The sequence below is a fragment of the Caenimonas sedimenti genome (assembly GCF_007833165.1).
In the GTDB taxonomy this organism is placed as follows: domain Bacteria; phylum Pseudomonadota; class Gammaproteobacteria; order Burkholderiales; family Burkholderiaceae_C; genus Ramlibacter; species Ramlibacter sedimenti.
Genome location: NZ_VOBQ01000012.1, coordinates 183300 through 200778 on the forward strand (window position 1 = coordinate 183300; position 17479 = coordinate 200778).

At 68.4% G+C, this 17479-nt stretch carries 13 protein-coding genes; 4 read left to right on the forward strand and 9 right to left on the reverse strand.

From position 1 onward, the window contains the following. Window positions 1–3 precede the first annotated feature (3 nt). Genes pyrR through FN976_RS15715 form a run of 3 tightly spaced genes read right to left on the reverse strand, consistent with a single transcriptional unit; the run spans window position 4 to window position 1516 of the window. A complete protein-coding gene (pyrR, locus tag FN976_RS15705) occupies window positions 4–513 on the reverse strand; it encodes a bifunctional pyr operon transcriptional regulator/uracil phosphoribosyltransferase PyrR (protein WP_145893977.1) in 510 nt (169 codons plus the stop codon). Beyond that, the gene (ruvX, locus tag FN976_RS15710) at window positions 510–920 is read right to left on the reverse strand and encodes a Holliday junction resolvase RuvX (RefSeq protein ID WP_145894081.1); all 411 of its coding nucleotides are present in this window, start codon (window positions 918–920) and stop codon (window positions 510–512) included. The genes pyrR and ruvX overlap by 4 nt, the downstream gene beginning before the upstream one ends. Further along, window positions 917–1516, reverse strand: a complete 600-nt coding sequence (locus FN976_RS15715) for a YqgE/AlgH family protein (RefSeq protein WP_145893978.1) — start codon at window positions 1514–1516, stop codon at window positions 917–919. The genes ruvX and FN976_RS15715 overlap by 4 nt, the downstream gene beginning before the upstream one ends. A 19-nt stretch (window positions 1517–1535) precedes the next feature. On the opposite strand from FN976_RS15715, the gene FN976_RS15720 reads away from it, so the two are divergent. Then, window positions 1536–3002 carry a cryptochrome/photolyase family protein gene (locus FN976_RS15720; RefSeq protein ID WP_145893979.1) on the forward strand — a complete coding sequence of 489 codons (1467 nt, stop codon included), beginning with the start codon at window positions 1536–1538 and terminating at the stop codon, window positions 3000–3002. 63 nt (window positions 3003–3065) lie between these two features. Here FN976_RS15720 and FN976_RS15725 read toward each other — a convergent pair whose 3' ends face one another. The 6 genes from FN976_RS15725 to FN976_RS15750 form a co-directional block, all read right to left on the reverse strand. Continuing rightward, on the reverse strand, window positions 3066–9311 hold the full coding sequence (locus FN976_RS15725; protein ID WP_145893980.1) for a hybrid sensor histidine kinase/response regulator: 6246 nt from the start codon (window positions 9309–9311) through the stop codon (window positions 3066–3068). A gap of 6 nt (window positions 9312–9317) precedes the next feature. Then, complete coding sequence (locus FN976_RS15730; RefSeq protein ID WP_145893981.1) at window positions 9318–11594, reverse strand: methyl-accepting chemotaxis protein; 2277 nt, start codon at window positions 11592–11594, stop codon at window positions 9318–9320. Between the two features lie 29 nt (window positions 11595–11623). Then, the gene (locus FN976_RS15735; RefSeq protein WP_145893982.1) at window positions 11624–12154 is read right to left on the reverse strand and encodes a chemotaxis protein CheW; all 531 of its coding nucleotides are present in this window, start codon (window positions 12152–12154) and stop codon (window positions 11624–11626) included. A 47-nt stretch (window positions 12155–12201) separates the two neighbouring features. Further along, entirely contained in the window at window positions 12202–12567 is a 366-nt protein-coding gene (locus FN976_RS15740; protein WP_145893983.1) for a response regulator transcription factor, read from the reverse strand. Between the two features lie 15 nt (window positions 12568–12582). After that, window positions 12583–12963, reverse strand: coding sequence for a response regulator (locus FN976_RS15745; protein ID WP_145893984.1), 381 nt, complete (start codon window positions 12961–12963; stop codon window positions 12583–12585). Between the two features lie 86 nt (window positions 12964–13049). Further along, window positions 13050–13223, reverse strand: a complete 174-nt coding sequence (locus FN976_RS15750) for a rubredoxin (protein ID WP_145893985.1) — start codon at window positions 13221–13223, stop codon at window positions 13050–13052. A gap of 93 nt (window positions 13224–13316) precedes the next feature. Between FN976_RS15750 and thiD the strand changes: the two genes are divergently transcribed. The 3 genes from thiD to FN976_RS15765 all read left to right on the forward strand — a co-directional run bounded on the left by thiD (window position 13317) and on the right by FN976_RS15765 (window position 17466). Further along, the gene (gene thiD / locus FN976_RS15755; RefSeq protein WP_145893986.1) at window positions 13317–14255 is read left to right on the forward strand and encodes a bifunctional hydroxymethylpyrimidine kinase/phosphomethylpyrimidine kinase; all 939 of its coding nucleotides are present in this window, start codon (window positions 13317–13319) and stop codon (window positions 14253–14255) included. A gap of 2 nt (window positions 14256–14257) precedes the next feature. Further along, on the forward strand, window positions 14258–15553 hold the full coding sequence (gene hemL / locus FN976_RS15760) for a glutamate-1-semialdehyde 2,1-aminomutase (RefSeq protein WP_145893987.1): 1296 nt from the start codon (window positions 14258–14260) through the stop codon (window positions 15551–15553). An 80-nt stretch (window positions 15554–15633) separates the two neighbouring features. Then, window positions 15634–17466 (forward strand): hypothetical protein, encoded by a 1833-nt coding sequence (locus tag FN976_RS15765; protein ID WP_145893988.1) that lies wholly within the window; start codon window positions 15634–15636, stop codon window positions 17464–17466. Window positions 17467–17479: the final 13 nt, after the last annotated feature.

Sequence of the window (17479 nt, forward strand, 5' to 3'; positions counted from 1 at the left end):
GGATCAGGCGCCTTCCACCTCGAAGCTGAAGCGGCCCGCCGCATCACGCGCGAGTGCGAGTTGCTGCGTGGCCGGCAGGCTCACGCGCGCGCCGGCGAAATCGGCCTGCACCGGCAGTTCGCGCCCGCCGCGGTCCACCAGGACGGCAAGCTGCACACTGGCGGGCCGTCCGTAGTCGAACAACTCGTTGAGCACGGCGCGGATGGTGCGGCCGGTGTAGAGCACGTCGTCGAGCAGCAGCACGTGGGCGCCGTTGACGTCGAAAGGCAGTTGCGTCTGGGCGCTGGCCGCCAGACCGCGGCGCGCGAAATCGTCGCGATGCATGGCCGAGGAGATGACGCCGGCGGCGCCCGCGAGGCCAAGGTCCTTCTGCAGTCGCTCGGCCAGCCAGGCACCGCCGGAGGTGATGCCGACCAGCAGGGTATCGGGCGTCCGCAGGGCACGGACCCCTCGCAGCAATTCGCCGTACAGCGCCTCGGCGTCGAGGGTCAGGGCCCCAGGGGGAGAGCTCATGGAAGGCTCCTCAAGAATTGCTCCAGGATGATGCAGGCGGCGCCCGCGTCGGCATCGCGCGCGCCGCTGGCCAGGGCTTCCGTCGTGCTGTAGCGCTCATCGACTTCGTAGACCGGCAGCGCGCAGCGGCCGCGCAGCTGGCGCGCGAACTTGCGCGCCCGGGCGGTATTGTCGTGGCTGGCGCCATCGGGATGGAAGGGGACACCGACCACCAGGGCATCGGGCTCCCATTGCTTCACCCGGTCGGCAGCGGCAGCCAGGCGCGCTTCGCCTTCGGCGCGGATGGTGGCTTGCGGTGTCGCGGTGCGCAGCAGGCGGTTGCCCGTGGCCACACCGGTCCGCTTGAGGCCGAAATCGAAAGCGAGAAAAGTTTGGAAGTGGGCGGGGACGTCGGCCGGCGGGCTCATGCGTGCCCGGCGCTCGGCGAGAGCATCCAAGATTCGAGGCCCAGCAGCTTGAGCGCCTTGTCGTAGCGCTGCTCGATGGGCGTGTCGAAGATGACGCTGGGGTCGGCCCCGACGGTGAGCCAGCTGTTCTCGGCCAGCTCGGACTCCAGCTGGCCCTCGCCCCAGGCCGAATAGCCCAGCGTGACCAGCAACCTGCGCGGGCCGGCTCCGGTGGCGATGGCTTCCAGCACATCCTTGGAGGTCGTCATTTCCAGCCCGCCCGGGATCGTCATCGTGGACGCATAGACCGATTCACTGGCGTCGGCCCCCTCGGCCACCACAGCTTCGTGCAGGACGAAACCGCGCTCCGTCTGCACGGGCCCGCCTTGCAGCACGGGCGTGCTCGCCAGGTCGTCGCGGCCCAGCGGCAGGTCGACCTTGTCGAACAGGTTCTGCAGGTTGATGTCGGTCGGCTTGTTGATCATCAGCCCGAGCGCGCCGCGCGGGCTGTGTTCGCACAGGTAGACGACCGACTTCGCGAAGGCGGCGTCCTGCAGGCCGGGCATCGCAATCAGGAAATGATGCGTCAGGTTGATCTGGTCGGCATCGGGCGGCATGATCCGGTATTGTAATTCGATGGACACGACCTATGCGGCCGGCCTCGTCTGGCTGCGCCGCGACCTGCGGCTGGCCGACCACGCGGCCCTCTACCATGCGCTGAAGGCCTGCAAGCAGGTCTGGCTCGCGTTCGTCTTCGACACGGACATCCTGGACGGGCTGCCGCGGCGGGACCGGCGGGTGGAATTCATCCGTGAATCGCTGGTTGAGCTTGACGAGGCGCTGCGCGACGCAGGCGGGCCGGATGGAGGACTCATCGTGCTGCACGGCCCGGCGCGACGGGAGATCCCCCGCCTCGCGCATGCCTTGGGTGTGCAGGCGGTGTTCTGCAATGCCGACTACGAGCCGGCGGCGGAAGCCAGAGATGCGGAGGTGGCAACGGCGCTCGGCAGCACCGGGATCGCCCTGCACCCTTTCAAGGACCAGGTGATCTTCGAGCGGCAGGAAGTGCTCACGCGCACCGGCACGCCCTACACGGTCTTCACGCCGTACAAGACCGCGTGGCTGGCGAAACTCGACGCGTTCTATCGGAGCGCCTACCCTGTCGAGAAGTACCTCGCGGGCCGGCTCGCGGCCCGGCCGAAGGCATCGCGTCGCGCGGTGCCCGGCCTGGGCGAACTGGGCTTCGAGCGGACCAACCTCCCGGATCTGAAGATCCCCGTTGGGGCCTCCGGCGCAGCCGCCCTGCTCCAAGACTTCCTGCCGCGCATGGACCGCTACCAGGTCCAGCGCGATTTCCCCGCGTCGAAGGGGCCGAGCTACCTCAGCGTGCACCTGCGCTTCGGCACCGTGTCGATCCGTGAGCTCGCGCGCCGGGCGCACGCGGCGGCGGCATCTGGCGACGCAGGTGCCGGCACCTGGCTCAGCGAGCTCGTGTGGCGTGACTTCTACTTCCAGGTGCTCAGCAACTTCCCGCATGTCGTGGACGGAAGTTTCAAGCGCGAATACGACCGCATCCACTGGGAGGAAGGCGCCGATGCCGACCGGCTGTTCGCCGCCTGGTGCGAAGGACGGACGGGCTTCCCACTGGTCGATGCCGCGATGGCCCAGATCAACCAGACCGGCTACATGCACAACCGGCTGCGCATGGTGGTGGCGAGCTTCCTGTGCAAGGACCTGGGGATCGATTGGCGCCGCGGCGAGCGCTACTTCGCGGAGAAGCTCAACGACTACGACCTGGCGGCCAACAACGGTGGCTGGCAGTGGGCGGCCTCGTCCGGCTGTGATGCGCAGCCGTATTTCCGCATTTTCAACCCGGTGAGCCAGAGCGCGAAGTTCGACGCGGACGGCAAATTCATCCTGCGCTACCTGCCGCAGCTGGCGAAACTGCCGAAGCCGCTGCTGCATGCGCCCTGGACGGCGCGGCCGGTGGACCTGGAGGCGGCGGGCATCCGGCTGGGGCACGACTACCCGCTGCCGATCGTGGACCATGCGCAGGCGCGCGAGGTGACGCTGGCGCGTTACGCAGTGGTGAAGGGCAGGTAGGAGTCGGAAAGTAGGCTGGGTCCGTTGCGCGGAACCCAGCCTATGGCGCAGGGACGCGAGACCTCAAGCCGTCACAGCCTGCGTGCAGTAGTGCTTCACCAGGCTCAGCAGCTCTTCTTCCGAGTACGGCTTGCCCAGGTAGTTGTTGACGCCCAGTTCGCGCGCATGCTCACGGTGCTTCTCGGCGATGCGGGACGTGATCATCACGATCGGCAGGTCCTTCAGGCGCGCGTCGCCGCGAATGTTGCGGGCCAGGTCGAAGCCGTCCATGCGCGGCATTTCGATGTCGGAGAGCACGACCGAGGGCCGCTCGTCCGCGAGACGCTCCAGGGCCTGCAGGCCGTCGGCCGCGAGCGACACCCGATAGCCTTCGCGCTGCAGCAGGCGCTGCGTGACGCGGCGCACGGTGATGGAATCGTCCACCACCAGCACCAGGGGGATCGCGGGGGCCGCCGCCATCACGTTCGCCGGCGTGGCCGACTGGCCACCGGCCTGCTCCAGCATCTCCGGCTGGGCGCGGTCGGCGCTCAACTGGCGCGCGCGCTCCCCGTACACCTGCGTCAGGGCCACCGGGTTGTAGATCAGGACCACGGCGCCGGACGCCAGCACCGTCATGCCGGCCAGGCCGGGCAGGCGGGCCAGTTGCGGGCCGAGGTTCTTCACCACCACTTCCTGGTTGCCCAGCACTTCGTCGACGTGCACCGCGACACGCTGCGCGGCGCTTCGGAAGATCACGATGGGCACGGTCTTGCCCTGCGGCTCGACGGTGCGGGTCGACGACTGCAGCAGCGCGCCGGACCAGAAGAACGGCAGCTGCTCGCCGCCGAACTCCAGGCTGCCGCTGTTGTACGCCTGCTCGACTTCCTTCTGCGTGGCGCGGCGCACCAGTTCGACCAGGTTGGCCGGCACGCCGATGGCGAGCTTGCCCGAACGGACCATCACCACCTGCGTCACCGCGGTCGTGAGGGGCAGCACCAGCTTGAAGCTGCTGCCCTGGCCGGCCTGCGTGCGCGTTTCGATCCGGCCGCCCAACGCGGCCACTTCCGAGCGCACCACGTCCATGCCGATGCCGCGGCCGGCGAGTTCGGTCACCTGCGTCGCGGTCGAGAAGCCCGGCAGGAAGATCAGGTTGGCGGCCTCGTCGTCCGAGATCTGCTGGTCGGGCGTGATCAGGCCCTGCTGCAGCGCCTTGTCGCGGATGCGGCCCAGGTTGAGGCCGGCGCCGTCGTCCTGGAATTCGACCGAGACGTCGTTGCCTTCCTGGCGCACGTGGATGACGATGGTGCCGCTGGCGTCCTTGCCGGCGCCGGTGCGCACGTCGGGCACCTCGACACCGTGCGCCACGCAGTTGCGCAGCAAATGCTCGAACGCCGGCGTCATGCGGTCCAGCACGCCGCGGTCCATTTCGATCGAGCCGCCCAGGATGTCCAGCTTCACCTGCTTGGCGCTCTCCTTGGCCGCCAGCCGCACCACGCGGTACAGGCGGTCGGAGATGCCTTCGAACTCCACCATGCGCGTGCGCAGCAGGTCGCGCTGCAACTCGCGGGTCTGGCGGGCCTGGGCGATCAGGTCGTCTTCGGTCGCTTCCACCACGCGCTGGATGTTGCGCTGCACGGTGGCGACGTCGTTCACCGACTCCGCCATCATGCGCGTGAGTTCCTGCACGCGCGTGAAACGGTCGAACTCCAGCGGATCGAACCCGGACGCCGTGTCCTTGGCCTGGGCCATGCGGGACTGCATCTGGGATTCGGCCTGCACCTCGATGTCGCGCAGCTGGCCGCGCAGGCGGTCGAGGTTCCCCGTGAGGTCGCCGAGCGAGCCGCGCAGCTGCCGCAGCTCGGCCTCGAGGCGCGAACGCGTGATCATCACCTCGCCGGCCTGGTTGACCAGGCGGTCCATCAGCTGCGAGCGCACGCGCACGGTCTGGTTGGCGGCTTGGCGCGCAGCGGTGACCGACGTCGTCGTCGGCATCGCGATCGCGGTGCGCGCGGCCGGCGCGAGCATCTTGCGGGCCTCGACCGGCTGCGCCGCTTCGACAGGGGCGACGGGCTCGAATGCGGTCGCGTCCGGCACGGGCTGTTCGATGAGCGGCTGCGCTTCGGCCATGGGCGCGAACGCGTCCGGCGCCGACGCCTGGAGTTCGGCCGGCGCGGAATCGGCCACCGCCGCCGGCGCTTCGGACGGCGCGAAACCGCCGGTGGCGCGCAGCGTGTCGAAGCGCGCCTGCATGTTGTCGAAGCGGTGCAGCAGGGCCTCGATGTCGGCGCTGTTGATGCCTTCGTGGCCGAGGTATTCGACTTCGGATTCCAGGCGGTGCGCCAGCTCACCGAGGCGCAGGGCGCCAGCCAGGCGGGCGCTGCCCTTGAGCGTGTGCAGGGCGCGCAGCACCTGGTCGCGCGGATCGCGGTGGCCCGGCTGTGCCGCCCACTGGCGCAACGCGCTGCCGAGGGCCGGCATCAAGTCGGCAGCCTCTTCCTCGAAGATCGGGAACAGGTCGGGGTCGATCGCGTCGACGACGTCGAGGTCGTCTTCGTTCTCGTCGCGTTGGGCGGCTTGCGCGGCAACGGGTTGCGCGACCGGGGCTTGCACCGGCGCAGGCGGTACGAAGGCCGGCGGCTCGAAGACGGGCTGCTGGAAGACCGGCTGCTCGAAAACAGGCTGCGCAGGTGCGGGCTGGGGCGCGGCCACTGCCACCGGCGGCGGCGCCTGCACCGGGGCGGGCGCGCCCCACTGCGAATCCATCTCGTCGTCCGCGCCGGCGGTTTCCGGATCGGAACGCGGCGGAATGTCGAGGTCCTGCAGGGCCTGCAGGCCCAGCGCGACGCGCGGATCGGCGTCTTTCAGGAAGCCGGCCGCGAACTGGTGCAGCAGCCGCCGCACTTCCTCGGCGGCATCGGTGAAAGCCTGCACGTGCTGCGGCGTGGTGTACGCCAGCCCCTGCGCCCGCTGCAACTGGCCTTCGAGCGCACGCGCGATGTCGGAGAGGGCATTGAAGCCGACCGTGGCCGAGCTGCCCGCCAGGGCGTGCGCCAGGCCCACCGTGGAGTCGGGCACCGGCCGGTTCGCCTCGAGCGCCCATTCGCTGACTTCCGTGGCGAGCCGCCGCGACCATTCGTCGGCCTCATTGAGGTAGACGTTGTAGAGCGGGATGCCGATGCGCAGGCTGCCGATCACCTTGGTCTGCTCGTCGCGCGCCATCGCGGCGTCCGGCTCCGGCTCGGCGATGGGCTCGAACCCGGCCAGCGGGATTTCCAGCGGAGCCTCGGGCGCAACCTCGGCCGGCAGCTCGATCGCCGGCAATTCCGGCACCTCGAAGGCCGGGGGCAGTTCAGCGACCGGCTCCGGCACCGCTTCAAGCGGCGCTGGTCCGGAGACGGAGGCGAGACTGCCGAAGTCGATGCCGGAGACTTCCAACGGCACTTCGGGCAGGGCCTGCGGCTGGGCGGCCGGTTCGGGCAGGATGATCGTCGAGCCGAGATCCATCTCGAACTCGGGCGGCAGCGCGCCGGCGGGAAGCTCCGAAACTTCCGGCGGCTCGCCGCGGATCACATGCGTGACATTGAAGTTGACCTGCTCGGGGACCGGCGCATCGAACGCGGGCAGCGGTTCGACGGTTTCGGGCAGCGGCGCAGGAGCCTCGACATCGACCGGGAGCTCGAAGGCGGCCTCGACAGCCACCGGCGGGAACGGGTCGGCCGCCACGGGATCGGCCGGGACTGCATCGAACGCGGGCAGTTGCGCCTCGGCCTCGATCGCCGCGGCGGGCGGGGCGACAGGCTCGGCCAGCGGCACCGGAACTTCGGCCACGACCTCCGCGGGTGCGGCGGGTGCTTCGGCAGCGCCAGCGCCGGGCAGCAGGAAAGGCAGCAGCTTCTGTTCGCTGCGGAAAGCCTCTGCCGGTGTGCGGAACATGCCGGCCTTCCAGGCCGAATCGTTGTTCTTCGAGATGTCCTCGACCCAGCGGCCGAAGCCTTCCATGGCCTGCGCCGACAAGGTACGCAGGTCTTCGGTGGAAGGTTTCTGCTCGGCCAGCCAGCCGTTGAGCACCTGTTCCATCGACCAGGCGGCCTCGCCGAACTCGGTGAGCCCGACCATGCGCGAGCTGCCCTTGAGGGTGTGGAAAGCCCGGCGCAGGGTGGTCAACTCGGAGATGTTGCCGGAGTCGCCATGCAGCGCCTGGACCGCGGCCAGCCCGTTGCCGACCACTTCGCGCGCTTCCTCCAGGAAGATGTCGCGCAGTTCCTGTTCGCCGTCGTCCTCGTCGTCCGAGGCCAGCGCCACGGGTGCCGGGGCCGGTGCCGGCGGAGGCGCCGGCGCTTTCATCGTGGCGGCCAGGTGTTGCAGCGCCACCGTGGCGGCGCCTTCGTCCTGCGCCGACACCGCCGCGGAAGCCTCCCGCGCCGCACTGGCGACGCCGGTGTTGTCCGCCAGGACCGCGTGGGCCGCCAGGGTGTCGAGGCGGGGACCGAGTTCGCCCATGCCGGACTCGCCGGCTTCGGTGACGACGTCGTGCACTTCCTGCGAGAGCGGCGCTTCCGGCGCGGCCTCTTCCTCGGCGACACGGCCCATCAGCGGCCGCAGCTCGCCGCGCGCCTCGTCGTAGACGAACAGCTTCTTGGCGAGCGACGGCTGGTAATTCAGCATGTCGATCAGGAAGCCCAACGCGCCCAGGTTGTTGCCCAGCTTGTCGTAGGTGCCGTTGGCGCGCGCGTCTTCGTCGCTGATCATCCCGGCGACGATGGATTCGACCGTGTCGCGCATGTGCAGGATGGCTTGCGAGGCCTGGTCGAGGCCCAGCACCGAGATCACGCCGCGCATCTGCGCCAGGAAGCCGGGGGCGCCGCGCAACTGCGTGCGGTCGGACGGGTCGCGGAAGAACTGGTCGAGCACCTTTTCGAGCTCGCTCAGGGTCCCGCGCAATTCGCCCACCACGCTGCCCATGGTCTGGCGGTCGCTCACGCGCCGGTACAACTCTTCGACCCAGTGCTCCAGCGGTTCCGGCGGATTGCCGCCGAGGACCCGGGTCAATCGTTCGGCCAGGCGCTGCGTGCGTTCAGCCAGCTGCGCATCGTTGGGATCCAGATCCTGGAAGGCCGCTTCGAGGTACAGGACGGACGTGGCGACTTCCATCGCCAGCTCGGCGCCCGGCGGGCGTCCGGCGCGCACCAGGAAATCGATCGCCTGCATGAGCGATTCCGCCAGCTTGCCGCTGGGCGGGTACAGCTTGACGAGCGCGTCGCACACCAGCTGGAACTGGTCGTGGATGCCCTTCAGCTTGTTGGCGTCGCCGCCGGACAGCGCCGACCAGGTTTCCTTGGCAGCGGTGATGCGCTTGCGCGCCTGGGCGAGCAGGATGGGATCGAAACGGCCGAAGGGGCTGACCGAATAGTCGACCGGCTTGCCTTTGTTCAGGTTGTACGCCTGCCGCACGGCCGACAGCGCGGGTGCCTGCGCCGGATTGGGCGGCACGGCCTGGGAGCAGAAGAAGACGAGGTCCTGCGCGAGGCGGTCGGACACGCCGAGTTCGCCCTTGGCCAGCGACGCGTACTGCAGCAGCACGCGCGAGGCGGCGCGCTTCACGTAGATGTCGGAGGGCAGCAAGCCCAGGCCCACGGCCTCGAAATAGCCGGCCGCCACCTTCCAGAAGACCTTGGGCTGGCGCGCCGTCTGCGCGGCCGCCAGGCCGAGGGCAGCCTGCGTGAGTTCGCGCCCCGCCGCGGCGTCCGCCGTCTTGACGATCTTGAGCACCGACTGGTCGAGCCGGGAGCGCACGGAGGTCTCGTAGTTCAGCGGCGCGGCTTCGGGCGACTGGGGCTCGTTCCAGCGCCAGTCGAACGCCCACAGGTCGGCCGGGTGGATGCGGTCGGCGCCGCAGATCTCCTGGACGTCCTTGTATTGCGGGAACAGGCTGAGCGGCGAGACGGCCTTGCCGCCCAGCAGCGCTTCGAGGTATTCGGTCAGCGCGAAGCCGCCGCGTTCCACCTTGGAAGCCGCAGCTTCGGTGCAGAGCTCCGGCCGCTCGACGAACTTCTGGGCGGCCGCCTCCATGGTGCGCAGCATGTGGGCCGGGGCGCCGAGCCCCACCATTTCGAGCGCGCCGACCGCCTGGTGCATGTGCTGGCGCGCGATGCGCAGCTGGCCGGTGTCGATGGACGCCATGTCCTCGCCGCGCGCCTGGGCGGCGTCGCGCACGAAACGGCGCAGCGCGGACGAAGCGGATTCGAGCGACTTGCGCAGTTCATCCAGCACCCAGGCCAACGGCCCCAGGTCGTTGGTGGCGCCTTCCTGGTCTTGGGCGGTGGCTTGCATCGTGAATTACGCGATCTTGAACCGCGACACCGACTGCCGCAGTTCCTCTGCCATGCGGGTCAGTTCGCGCACCTGCTGCGCCGTCGAGCGGGTGCCTTCACCCGTCTGTTCCGTCACCGCGAAAATGTGCTGGATGTTGCCGGCCACGATGTTGGCCGATTCGGCTTCCTTGGACGTGGAGGTCGAGATCTGCTCAATCAGGTCGGCGAGGCGGCGTGACACCTGGTCGATCTCGGTCAGCGCGGTACCCGCGTTGTCGGACAGCTTGGCCCCCTCCACCACACCCTGCGTGGAGCGCTCCATGGCGGCCACCGCGTCCTGCGTGTCGGTCTGAATGGCCTTCACCAGGGCCGAAATCTGGCGCGTGGCGTCCGCGGAGCGTTCGGCCAGCCGCTGCACTTCTTCCGCCACCACCGAGAAGCCTCGTCCGGCTTCACCGGCGGAGGCCGCCTGGATGGCTGCGTTGAGCGCCAGCACGTTCGTCTGTTCGGTAATGTCGGAAATCAGTTCGGTGATTTCACCGATCTCCTGGGACGATTCGCCCAGCCGCTTGATCCGCTTGGAGGTTTCCTGGATCTGGTCGCGGATGGCGTTCATGCCGCCGATGGCGTTCTGCACCGCCGCGAGGCCCGACTCGGCGGCCTTCAGCGATTGCTGGGCCACCTTGGCCGACTCCTGCGCCTGGCCGGACACCGTGTTGATTCGACCCGCCATGTCGAGCACCGACTGGCCGGTTTCGCGAATCTCGCGCAGCTGCTCGGTGGAGGCTGCCAGCAGTTCGGTGGACGTGCTTTCCACCTGCGCCGTCGTCTGCGCGACCTTCGTGGCCGTGGATTGCACCGCGCCCACCAGCTGCCGCAGTTCTTCCACCGTGTAGTTCACCGAGTCGGCGATGGCGCCCGTGATGTCCTCGGTCACGGTGGCTTCCTGCGTCAAATCGCCTTCAGCGACCGACTGCAGTTCGTTCATCAAACGCAAAATGGCCGCCTGGTTGGCGTCGTTCACGCGCTTGGCTTCCTGCTCCTGGCGCTCGGCTTCCTGCCTTTGCGATTCCGCGCGCTCCTGGCGCTTGCGGCTGTCCTGCAGCTGCACGAAGGCGAGGCCGATGGCGCAGAGGATGGCGAAGATCGCCGAGACGCCGAGGGCCGTCAGCGCGCCGGCGCCGAGGCCGGTCTGGGCGGACAGCTTGCCCTGCAGCTCTTCCAGCGAGCGGCGCAGCGGTTCGCTGTCCTGAATGATCGCGGCCTGCGCTTCGCGCGCGGACACCAGGCCCTGCAGGTTGCCCAGGATGGCGCCGGCCTGCGTGCGGGTCTGTTCGTAGAGCTTCATCAGCGCGTCGAGGCGCTCGCGGGTCTGTTCGTCCTTGGAGCCGGCCAGGCGCAGCTCGGGGCTGCCATCGAGCAGGCCCTGCGCGATTTCCTTGAACGAGTTCAAGTCCTTGCCGAGCAGGAACACGGCCTCGGGCGACACGCCTTCCATCGTCAGGAATTCGTTGGCCGATTTACCGATGCGCTGGGTCAGCATCACGAGCTGGCCGGCCGCGGAGATTTCGGCGGGCGGCGCGTTCTGCTGCAGCTTGAGCGACGACACCGTCTCGGCGATTTCCAGCAGGTCGGACGACTGGCGGTTGATGGTGCGCAGGGCGTTGCCCACCTGCGTCAGGATCTTCTGCTGGCCCATGACGGTGCCGGCGTTCTTCTCGGCGCGCTCCATGAGCGGGGTGATCTTGTCGATGTCTTCCTGCAGTTCGGCCGACACGCCGTCGAGGCGCAGTGCCGTATCGCCGGCCTTCAGCCCGCGCACCGTCTTGGCCAGCACGTCGGCGCTTTCCTTCACGTCCGGGAACGCCTGCGCGCTGCCGATCAGGGCCTGCGACACCGACTTCGCGAGGCGTTGCGACTGCATCAGCGAGTTACCGGTACCGGCCACCTGCTGGGCGACCTTGTCGGCCTGGTTCACCGCGAAGATGGCCACCGAGCCCAGCACCATCAGCGACATGGCCAGCAAGGTGAACAGGATGCGCTGGTGGGTGACGATGGAGCGGCGGCCCAGCAACGGGACCGCGATCAGTTCGGCCTCATCGACCGCGTCCATCCCGAGGGAATCGTCCTCGCTGTCGGGGCCGCCATGCGCCTCGATGCCCTGCGTGCTGCCGGCCTCGATGGAGCCGGTGTTGTTCGGATCCGGCATGTCGGGGCCGAGGCTCAGCCCGGCCGGCGCGGTGTCTTCGCTATCGGAGCGCTTCTTCGCAAAGATGTTTTTCAGGGAGTCAACGACGGACATGATTCGAGCCTTCCGGGGACGGGGTACTGCTAAGCGCTGATGCTCAAGAACTGGGGTTGCTGCGACAGCGCCTGCAGGTTGATTTCCTGCCAGTGCGTGCCGTCGGCTTCGCTGTAGGCGCTGCCGAAGTAGTCGGGGGAGCCCGGGGGGGCTTCGGTGGAGGCGGTGAAGGCTTCCAGGCTGCGCAGGCCTGCCAGGCGGTCGATCAGCAGGGCGCAGTTGATTTCGAGGAGTGCGTTCAGCGCGACCAGCCGAGATTCGGCGCGCAGGGCGTCCGAACGCTGCTGCGGCGCCTTGCCGGCGACGTAGCTGGCGAGGTCGACCACGCCGAACAGGCCCCCGCGCAGGTTGGCCACGCCCAGGAACCATTCCTGGGTGTACGGCACGGGCTGGGTGGCGGCATAGGGGAAGATCTCGCCCGCCTGCGTGAGCGGGAAGAGGTACTTCTTGCCGGCGGACTCGACCGCGAGCCAGGCCGCCTGGACGCCCTCGGTGCGGGCCGCCTGGAGCCGGCTCGCGAGCCGGCTTTGCAATTCGCGGAGGGCTTCGCGGTTGGCCATGGCTTTTTGGATCTACTGCGGCGTGCTGTGGATGGGTGACGCCGGCTTCAACCCAGGGCCTTGATCTTGGCCATGAGTTCGTCGGCGTCCACCGGTTTGGTGATGTAGTCGCGCGCGCCCTGCCGCATGCCCCAGACCCGGTCGGTTTCCTGGTTCTTGCTCGTGCACATGATGATCGGCACGTCGGCGTAAAGGGGGTCGCGCGTGATGGCGCGGGTGAGCTGGAAGCCGTTCTGGCCGGGCATCACGACGTCCATCAGGATCAGGTCGGGCTTCTCCTCGCCGAGCCGGCGGAAGGCATCTTCGGCGCTTTCGGCGGTGCGCACCGCGAAGCCGTTCTTCTGCAGCAGGTCGGTCATGAACATCAGTTCGGTCTTCGAATCGTCCACAACGAGCACTTTTCGGATGGCCATGGCACATCTCTCCTTTTATTTCGCGGTCCCGAACTGCTGCACGGTCTGCAGCAGCTGGTCCTTGGTGAATGGCTTGGTCAGGTAGTCCTCGGAGCCGACCATGCGCCCGCGCGCCTTGTCGAACACGCCGTCCTTGGACGAGAGCATGACGACCGGCACCGAGGAAAACTTGGCGTTGCGCTTGATGATCGCGCAGGTCTGGTAACCGTCGAGCCGCGGCATCAGGATGTCGCAGAAGATCAGGTTGGGCTGGTAGTCGTTGACCTTGGCGAGGGCATCGAATCCGTCCTCGGCCAGCATCACCTCGTGGCCGCCTTGCTTCAGGAAGATCTCCGCGCTGCGCCGGATGGTGTTGCTGTCATCGATCACCAGCACCTTCAATCCCGAAGTGCTCACTTGACGCTGCTCCTCATTTGTAACTGCCTGGAAAGGGGCGGCGGCTCACCCATCTGTAACAACGCCGCTTCTGCGCTCCGATCCATTCAGATCTGGACCATCTCGAAGTCTTCCTTGCGTGCGCCGCACTCGGGACAGGTCCAGTTCATCGGCACTTGCTCCCAGGGCGTGCCGGGCGCGATCCCGTGCTCGGAAGCACCGGCGGCTTCGTCGTAAATCCACCCGCAAATCAGACACATCCACGTCTTGTTCTCAGTCACAGCTTAAAGGGCCTTCGCATAGAATGCAACGATTGTATCGAGGCCCTTTGCGACCCAACGCACAGCGTGCCAACGCGCGGAAGATCCAGGGCTATGACAAACCCCAATAACATGCAGCCCTCCGTTGTCAAGCCGGGTGTGGAAGAAGATGGACCGGCCTGCGTGATGGTCTTCAACGCATGTGATCCGAGCGGTGCCGGCGGGCTCGCCGCGGACGTCACCGCGATCGCATCGGTGGGTGCGCATCCACTGCCCGTGGTCACCGGCGCCTATGCGCGCGACACCGCCGAAGTGTTCGACCATTTCGCCTTCGACGAAGAGGCCGTCGCCGAGCAGGCGCGCACCATCCTCGAAGACGTTCCGGTGCAGGTCATCAAGGTCGGTTTTGTCGGCAGCCCCGAAACGATCAGCACCATCGCCGAGATCGCGGCGGACTATCCGGACGTGCCCGTCGTGTCGTACATGCCGCCGCTTTCGTGGTGGGAAGAAGGCCCGACCGACCTCTACGAAGATGCCTTCCGCGAGCTCATGCTGCCGCAGACGACCGTGTTGGTAGGAAACCACAGTACGCTCTGGCGCTGGCTGCTTCCCGAGTGGAACAACGAGCGCAGCCCCACCGCGCGGGACATCGCGAAAGCAGCCGCCGAGATGGGCGTGCCCTACACGCTGGTGACCGGCGTGCCGCTGCCGGACCAGTTCGTCGACAACGTGCTCGCGACGCCGCAGTCGGTGCTGGCCAGCGAGAAGTTCGAACGCTTCGACGCCGTGTTTTCCGGCGCCGGCGATACGCTTTCCGCGGCACTGGCCGCATTGCTCGCGGGCGGTACCGACCTCGCGGCCGCGTCGGGCGAAGCCCTCGCCTACCTGGACCGCTGCCTCGACGGCGGCTTCCGCCCCGGCATGGGCCACGTCATCCCCGACCGCCTGTTCTGGGCCCAGCCCGAGGGCGACGAAGGCGAGGACGAGACCGTGGCGACACCTGCCGAGACACAACAAGCGTTCGACCTGCCGGCGCACGACACCAAACATTGACGATGGACCGGAACCAACAACTCTTCGAGCGCGCCCGCGCGCTCATTCCCGGCGGCGTCAATTCCCCGGTCCGTGCCTTCCGCGCCGTCGGCGGCACGCCTCGCTTCGTGCAGCGCGCCGAGGGCGCGTACTTCTGGGACGCGAACGGTGCGCGCCACATCGATTACATCGGTTCGTGGGGGCCCATGATCCTGGGCCACGGCCATCCGGCCGTCGTCGAAGCGGTGCAGAAGGCGGTGCGCGACGGCTTCTCGTTCGGCGCGCCGACCGAGCGCGAGGTGGAGCTCGCCGAGGAGATCGTGAAGCACCTGCCGGCCGTCGAGATGGTGCGCCTGGTGAGTTCCGGCACCGAGGCCGCCATGAGCGCCATCCGCCTGGCGCGCGGCGCCACCGGGCGCAGCCGCCTCATCAAGTTCGAGGGCTGCTATCACGGCCATGCGGATGCGCTGCTCGTGAAGGCCGGCTCGGGCCTGGCCACCTTCGGGCACCCCACCAGCGCCGGCGTTCCGCCCGAGGTGGTGCAGCACACGCTGGTCCTCGAATACAACAACGTCGCGCAGCTCGAAGAAGCATTCACCCGCTACGGCAATGAACTCGCGTGCGTGATCATCGAGCCCATCGCGGGCAACATGAACTTCGTCCGGGCCTCCGTGCCCTTCATGAAGAAATTGCGCGAACTGTGCACGAATCACGGTGCGCTGCTGGTCTTCGACGAAGTGATGACCGGTTTCCGCGTCGCGCTCGGCAGCGCGCAGGCGCTGTATGCAAGGAATATTCCCGGGTTCCGTCCCGACCTCACGGTGCTTGGCAAGGTGATCGGCGGCGGCATGCCGCTTGCCGCGTTCGGCGGGCCCCGCGCGCTGATGGAGCATCTGGCGCCCCTGGGGCCGGTGTACCAGGCGGGGACTTTGTCGGGCAATCCGGTGGCCACGGCGTGCGGCCTCGCGACTTTGCAACAAATCTCCGATCCGCGATTTTTTCCCATGCTGGAGGCCCGCACCCGCACACTCGTCGAGGGGCTGCGCGGCGCCGCGGAGGCCGAAGGGGTGCCTTTCGCCGCGGATCATCAGGGCGGCATGTTCGGATTTTTCTTGTTGCCGCAGTTGCCGGCGAACTACGGTGAAGTGATGAAATCCGATGCTGCGAAGTTCGGCCGGCTGTTTCACGGCCTGCTGGATCGCGGGATCTACATCGCGCCGGCACTGTATGAAGCGGGCTTCGTCAGTTCCGCGCATTCGGAAGACGACATCGCGCAGACCGTCGCGGCGGCGCGCGAGGTGTTCCGGACCCTCGCCTGATCGGCACCTGGCCGGCCTTGTGACGCGCATCACAGCCCCCGGCCGGCCTCCGCTCCTACACTGCCGGCGAGGAGGACCGAATGGACCTGAAGAAGCTGGCCGAATGGGAAGCCGCGCTCGAAACGGCCGCGGGCGCGGATGAAGTCGATCTTGAGCCGGTGTGGGATGAGCTGACCGCAGCGGTCGAGGCGGAGCCGGACGCGCCCGAGCTGAGGCGCCTGCGCGTGCGGATGGCCGAGGCCACCTTCATGCATGCGAGCCGGCATGAGGACCTGCTGGCGTTGCGCCGGCTCGACCCGGCCGACCGCCAAGCCCGGCTGGACCTCGCGCTGCTGCAGCATCGCTGGGCGTTCCTGCTGGTGCCGGATGGCGAAGACGACGACCTGGACGCGGAGAACGACCCGGCGGGCGACGAGGAGAGCGGGTTGGAACTGAGCCTCACGGTCCGCTCCGCCGAGCCGCCGACGGGTTCCCCCCAGGAATTGCTGCAGCAGGAGGCGCTCGGATGGCTTGCCCAGCTGCTGCGCGAACATCAGGCCGACGCCGCTTTCTGCGCCCACGTGTTTGCGCGCTGGGAGCAGGCGAACATCTATGCGCCCTGGCTGCGCCTCACGCTCTCGCTCGAAGCCGTTGCCGCGCACCCCGCCGACGCTGCGCTGGCGCGCGTGCTGGCGCTCGCCTGGGCCGAGCTGGCCAACCAGGTGCCGGTGGAGTTCGACCCCGAGAACGCGCCACTCCCCATGGGCTTCCTCGTCGACGTGGGCGGCACCCTCTGGGATCCGTTCATGCAGGAGCGCGCCCTGGCGGCGCTCGCGGACCTGCTGCAACGCGACGCGGGCGACACCGAGCTGCTCGTGCGCCGGGCGCGGCTGCTCGAAGCCCGGTGTGATTTCGCCTCGGCGGCACGAGCCTATGCGGAGGCCGCCGATGCGGCCAAGCGCGCCGCCGAGATCGGGAACGATGCGCAGGCGGAAGACCTGTACGCGGAAATGCGCGATCAGGCGGCGCTTTGCGCCGGCGGCCGCCGTGCGCTTGCGAACGCGCTGGTCGAGGGCTTGGCCGATGCCGTGTCGAGATTCGGCGAGCCCCTGGCACTCCCGGAGGACGCGAGCGAGGCGCGGCGCGAGTTCGCCGCGGACTGGGAGCTGTCGATGCGCCAGCATGCTGACGAATTGCAGGCGAGCGTCGACGCCATGCGGGCGACGCAACCTGTCGACGGGCCCGACGCCGCGCAACAGGCCCAGATGCAGGCCATGGCGCAACAGGTGGCCGCCAGCGTGGTGGGCAGCATCTCGTTCACGCCGCTTCAGCCGCTGGCAATCGCCCCAGCGGCGTTCGAGCGGGACTGGGAGGCGGTCCTGCGCGAGCCGCGTGAGGCGCTGGCCGCCTTGCAATGGAGCGACTTGGGCTGGGTCGAGTGGCCCGCCTATCGTGCCTTGTTCGGCAGCCAGACGGTGTCGTCGGTCTGGTGCGCGCCTTGCCGAACTTTGCTGGCATTGGTTTCCGGCGCCGGCGGCAAGCCGCTGGTCGACCTCGAGTCGGAACTCGACGACGGCCACATGCTGATCACCTCCCTGACCCGCGGGCGCAACTTCCTGACTGGCGGGCCGGATGTGGACACCCTCTTCATCGAGCCTGCGCTCGTCCTGTCCGAGGCGATCGAATTGCATGCGGCCCGCTTGAAGCTGGCCATGGCAGGGCGTCCCGGCGTGCGCGCCTTGCCGATCACCGACCTGGACGCGATGGGTGCGGCGCAAGAGCGCGCGCGCGCCTGCAAGACACGATTCCGCCTGGAACATGGCCTGACGGAGAGCGAATCGCTCGGTGTCCCCAGCGATTTCGCGGAGGTGTTCGCCCCCATGGCGCGGACGGCCGTGCGGCAGGCGCTGGAAGCGCTGCGCGCCCGGCGCTGAGCGGCCCGCGGCT

Coding starts and splice junctions, on each gene's coding strand:
- FN976_RS15725 (WP_145893980.1), bottom strand. CDS start 9,311: ATGCAAGCCACCGCCCAAGACCAGGAAGGCGCCACCAACGACCTGGGG.
- FN976_RS15765 (WP_145893988.1), top strand. CDS start 15,634: ATGGACCTGAAGAAGCTGGCCGAATGGGAAGCCGCGCTCGAAACGGCC.
- FN976_RS15740 (WP_145893983.1), bottom strand. CDS start 12,567: ATGGCCATCCGAAAAGTGCTCGTTGTGGACGATTCGAAGACCGAACTG.
- pyrR (WP_145893977.1), bottom strand. CDS start 513: ATGAGCTCTCCCCCTGGGGCCCTGACCCTCGACGCCGAGGCGCTGTAC.
- hemL (WP_145893987.1), top strand. CDS start 14,258: ATGGACCGGAACCAACAACTCTTCGAGCGCGCCCGCGCGCTCATTCCC.
- FN976_RS15735 (WP_145893982.1), bottom strand. CDS start 12,154: ATGGCCAACCGCGAAGCCCTCCGCGAATTGCAAAGCCGGCTCGCGAGC.
- FN976_RS15730 (WP_145893981.1), bottom strand. CDS start 11,594: ATGTCCGTCGTTGACTCCCTGAAAAACATCTTTGCGAAGAAGCGCTCC.
- FN976_RS15715 (WP_145893978.1), bottom strand. CDS start 1,516: ATGCCGCCCGATGCCGACCAGATCAACCTGACGCATCATTTCCTGATT.
- thiD (WP_145893986.1), top strand. CDS start 13,317: ATGACAAACCCCAATAACATGCAGCCCTCCGTTGTCAAGCCGGGTGTG.
- ruvX (WP_145894081.1), bottom strand. CDS start 920: ATGAGCCCGCCGGCCGACGTCCCCGCCCACTTCCAAACTTTTCTCGCT.
- FN976_RS15720 (WP_145893979.1), top strand. CDS start 1,536: ATGGACACGACCTATGCGGCCGGCCTCGTCTGGCTGCGCCGCGACCTG.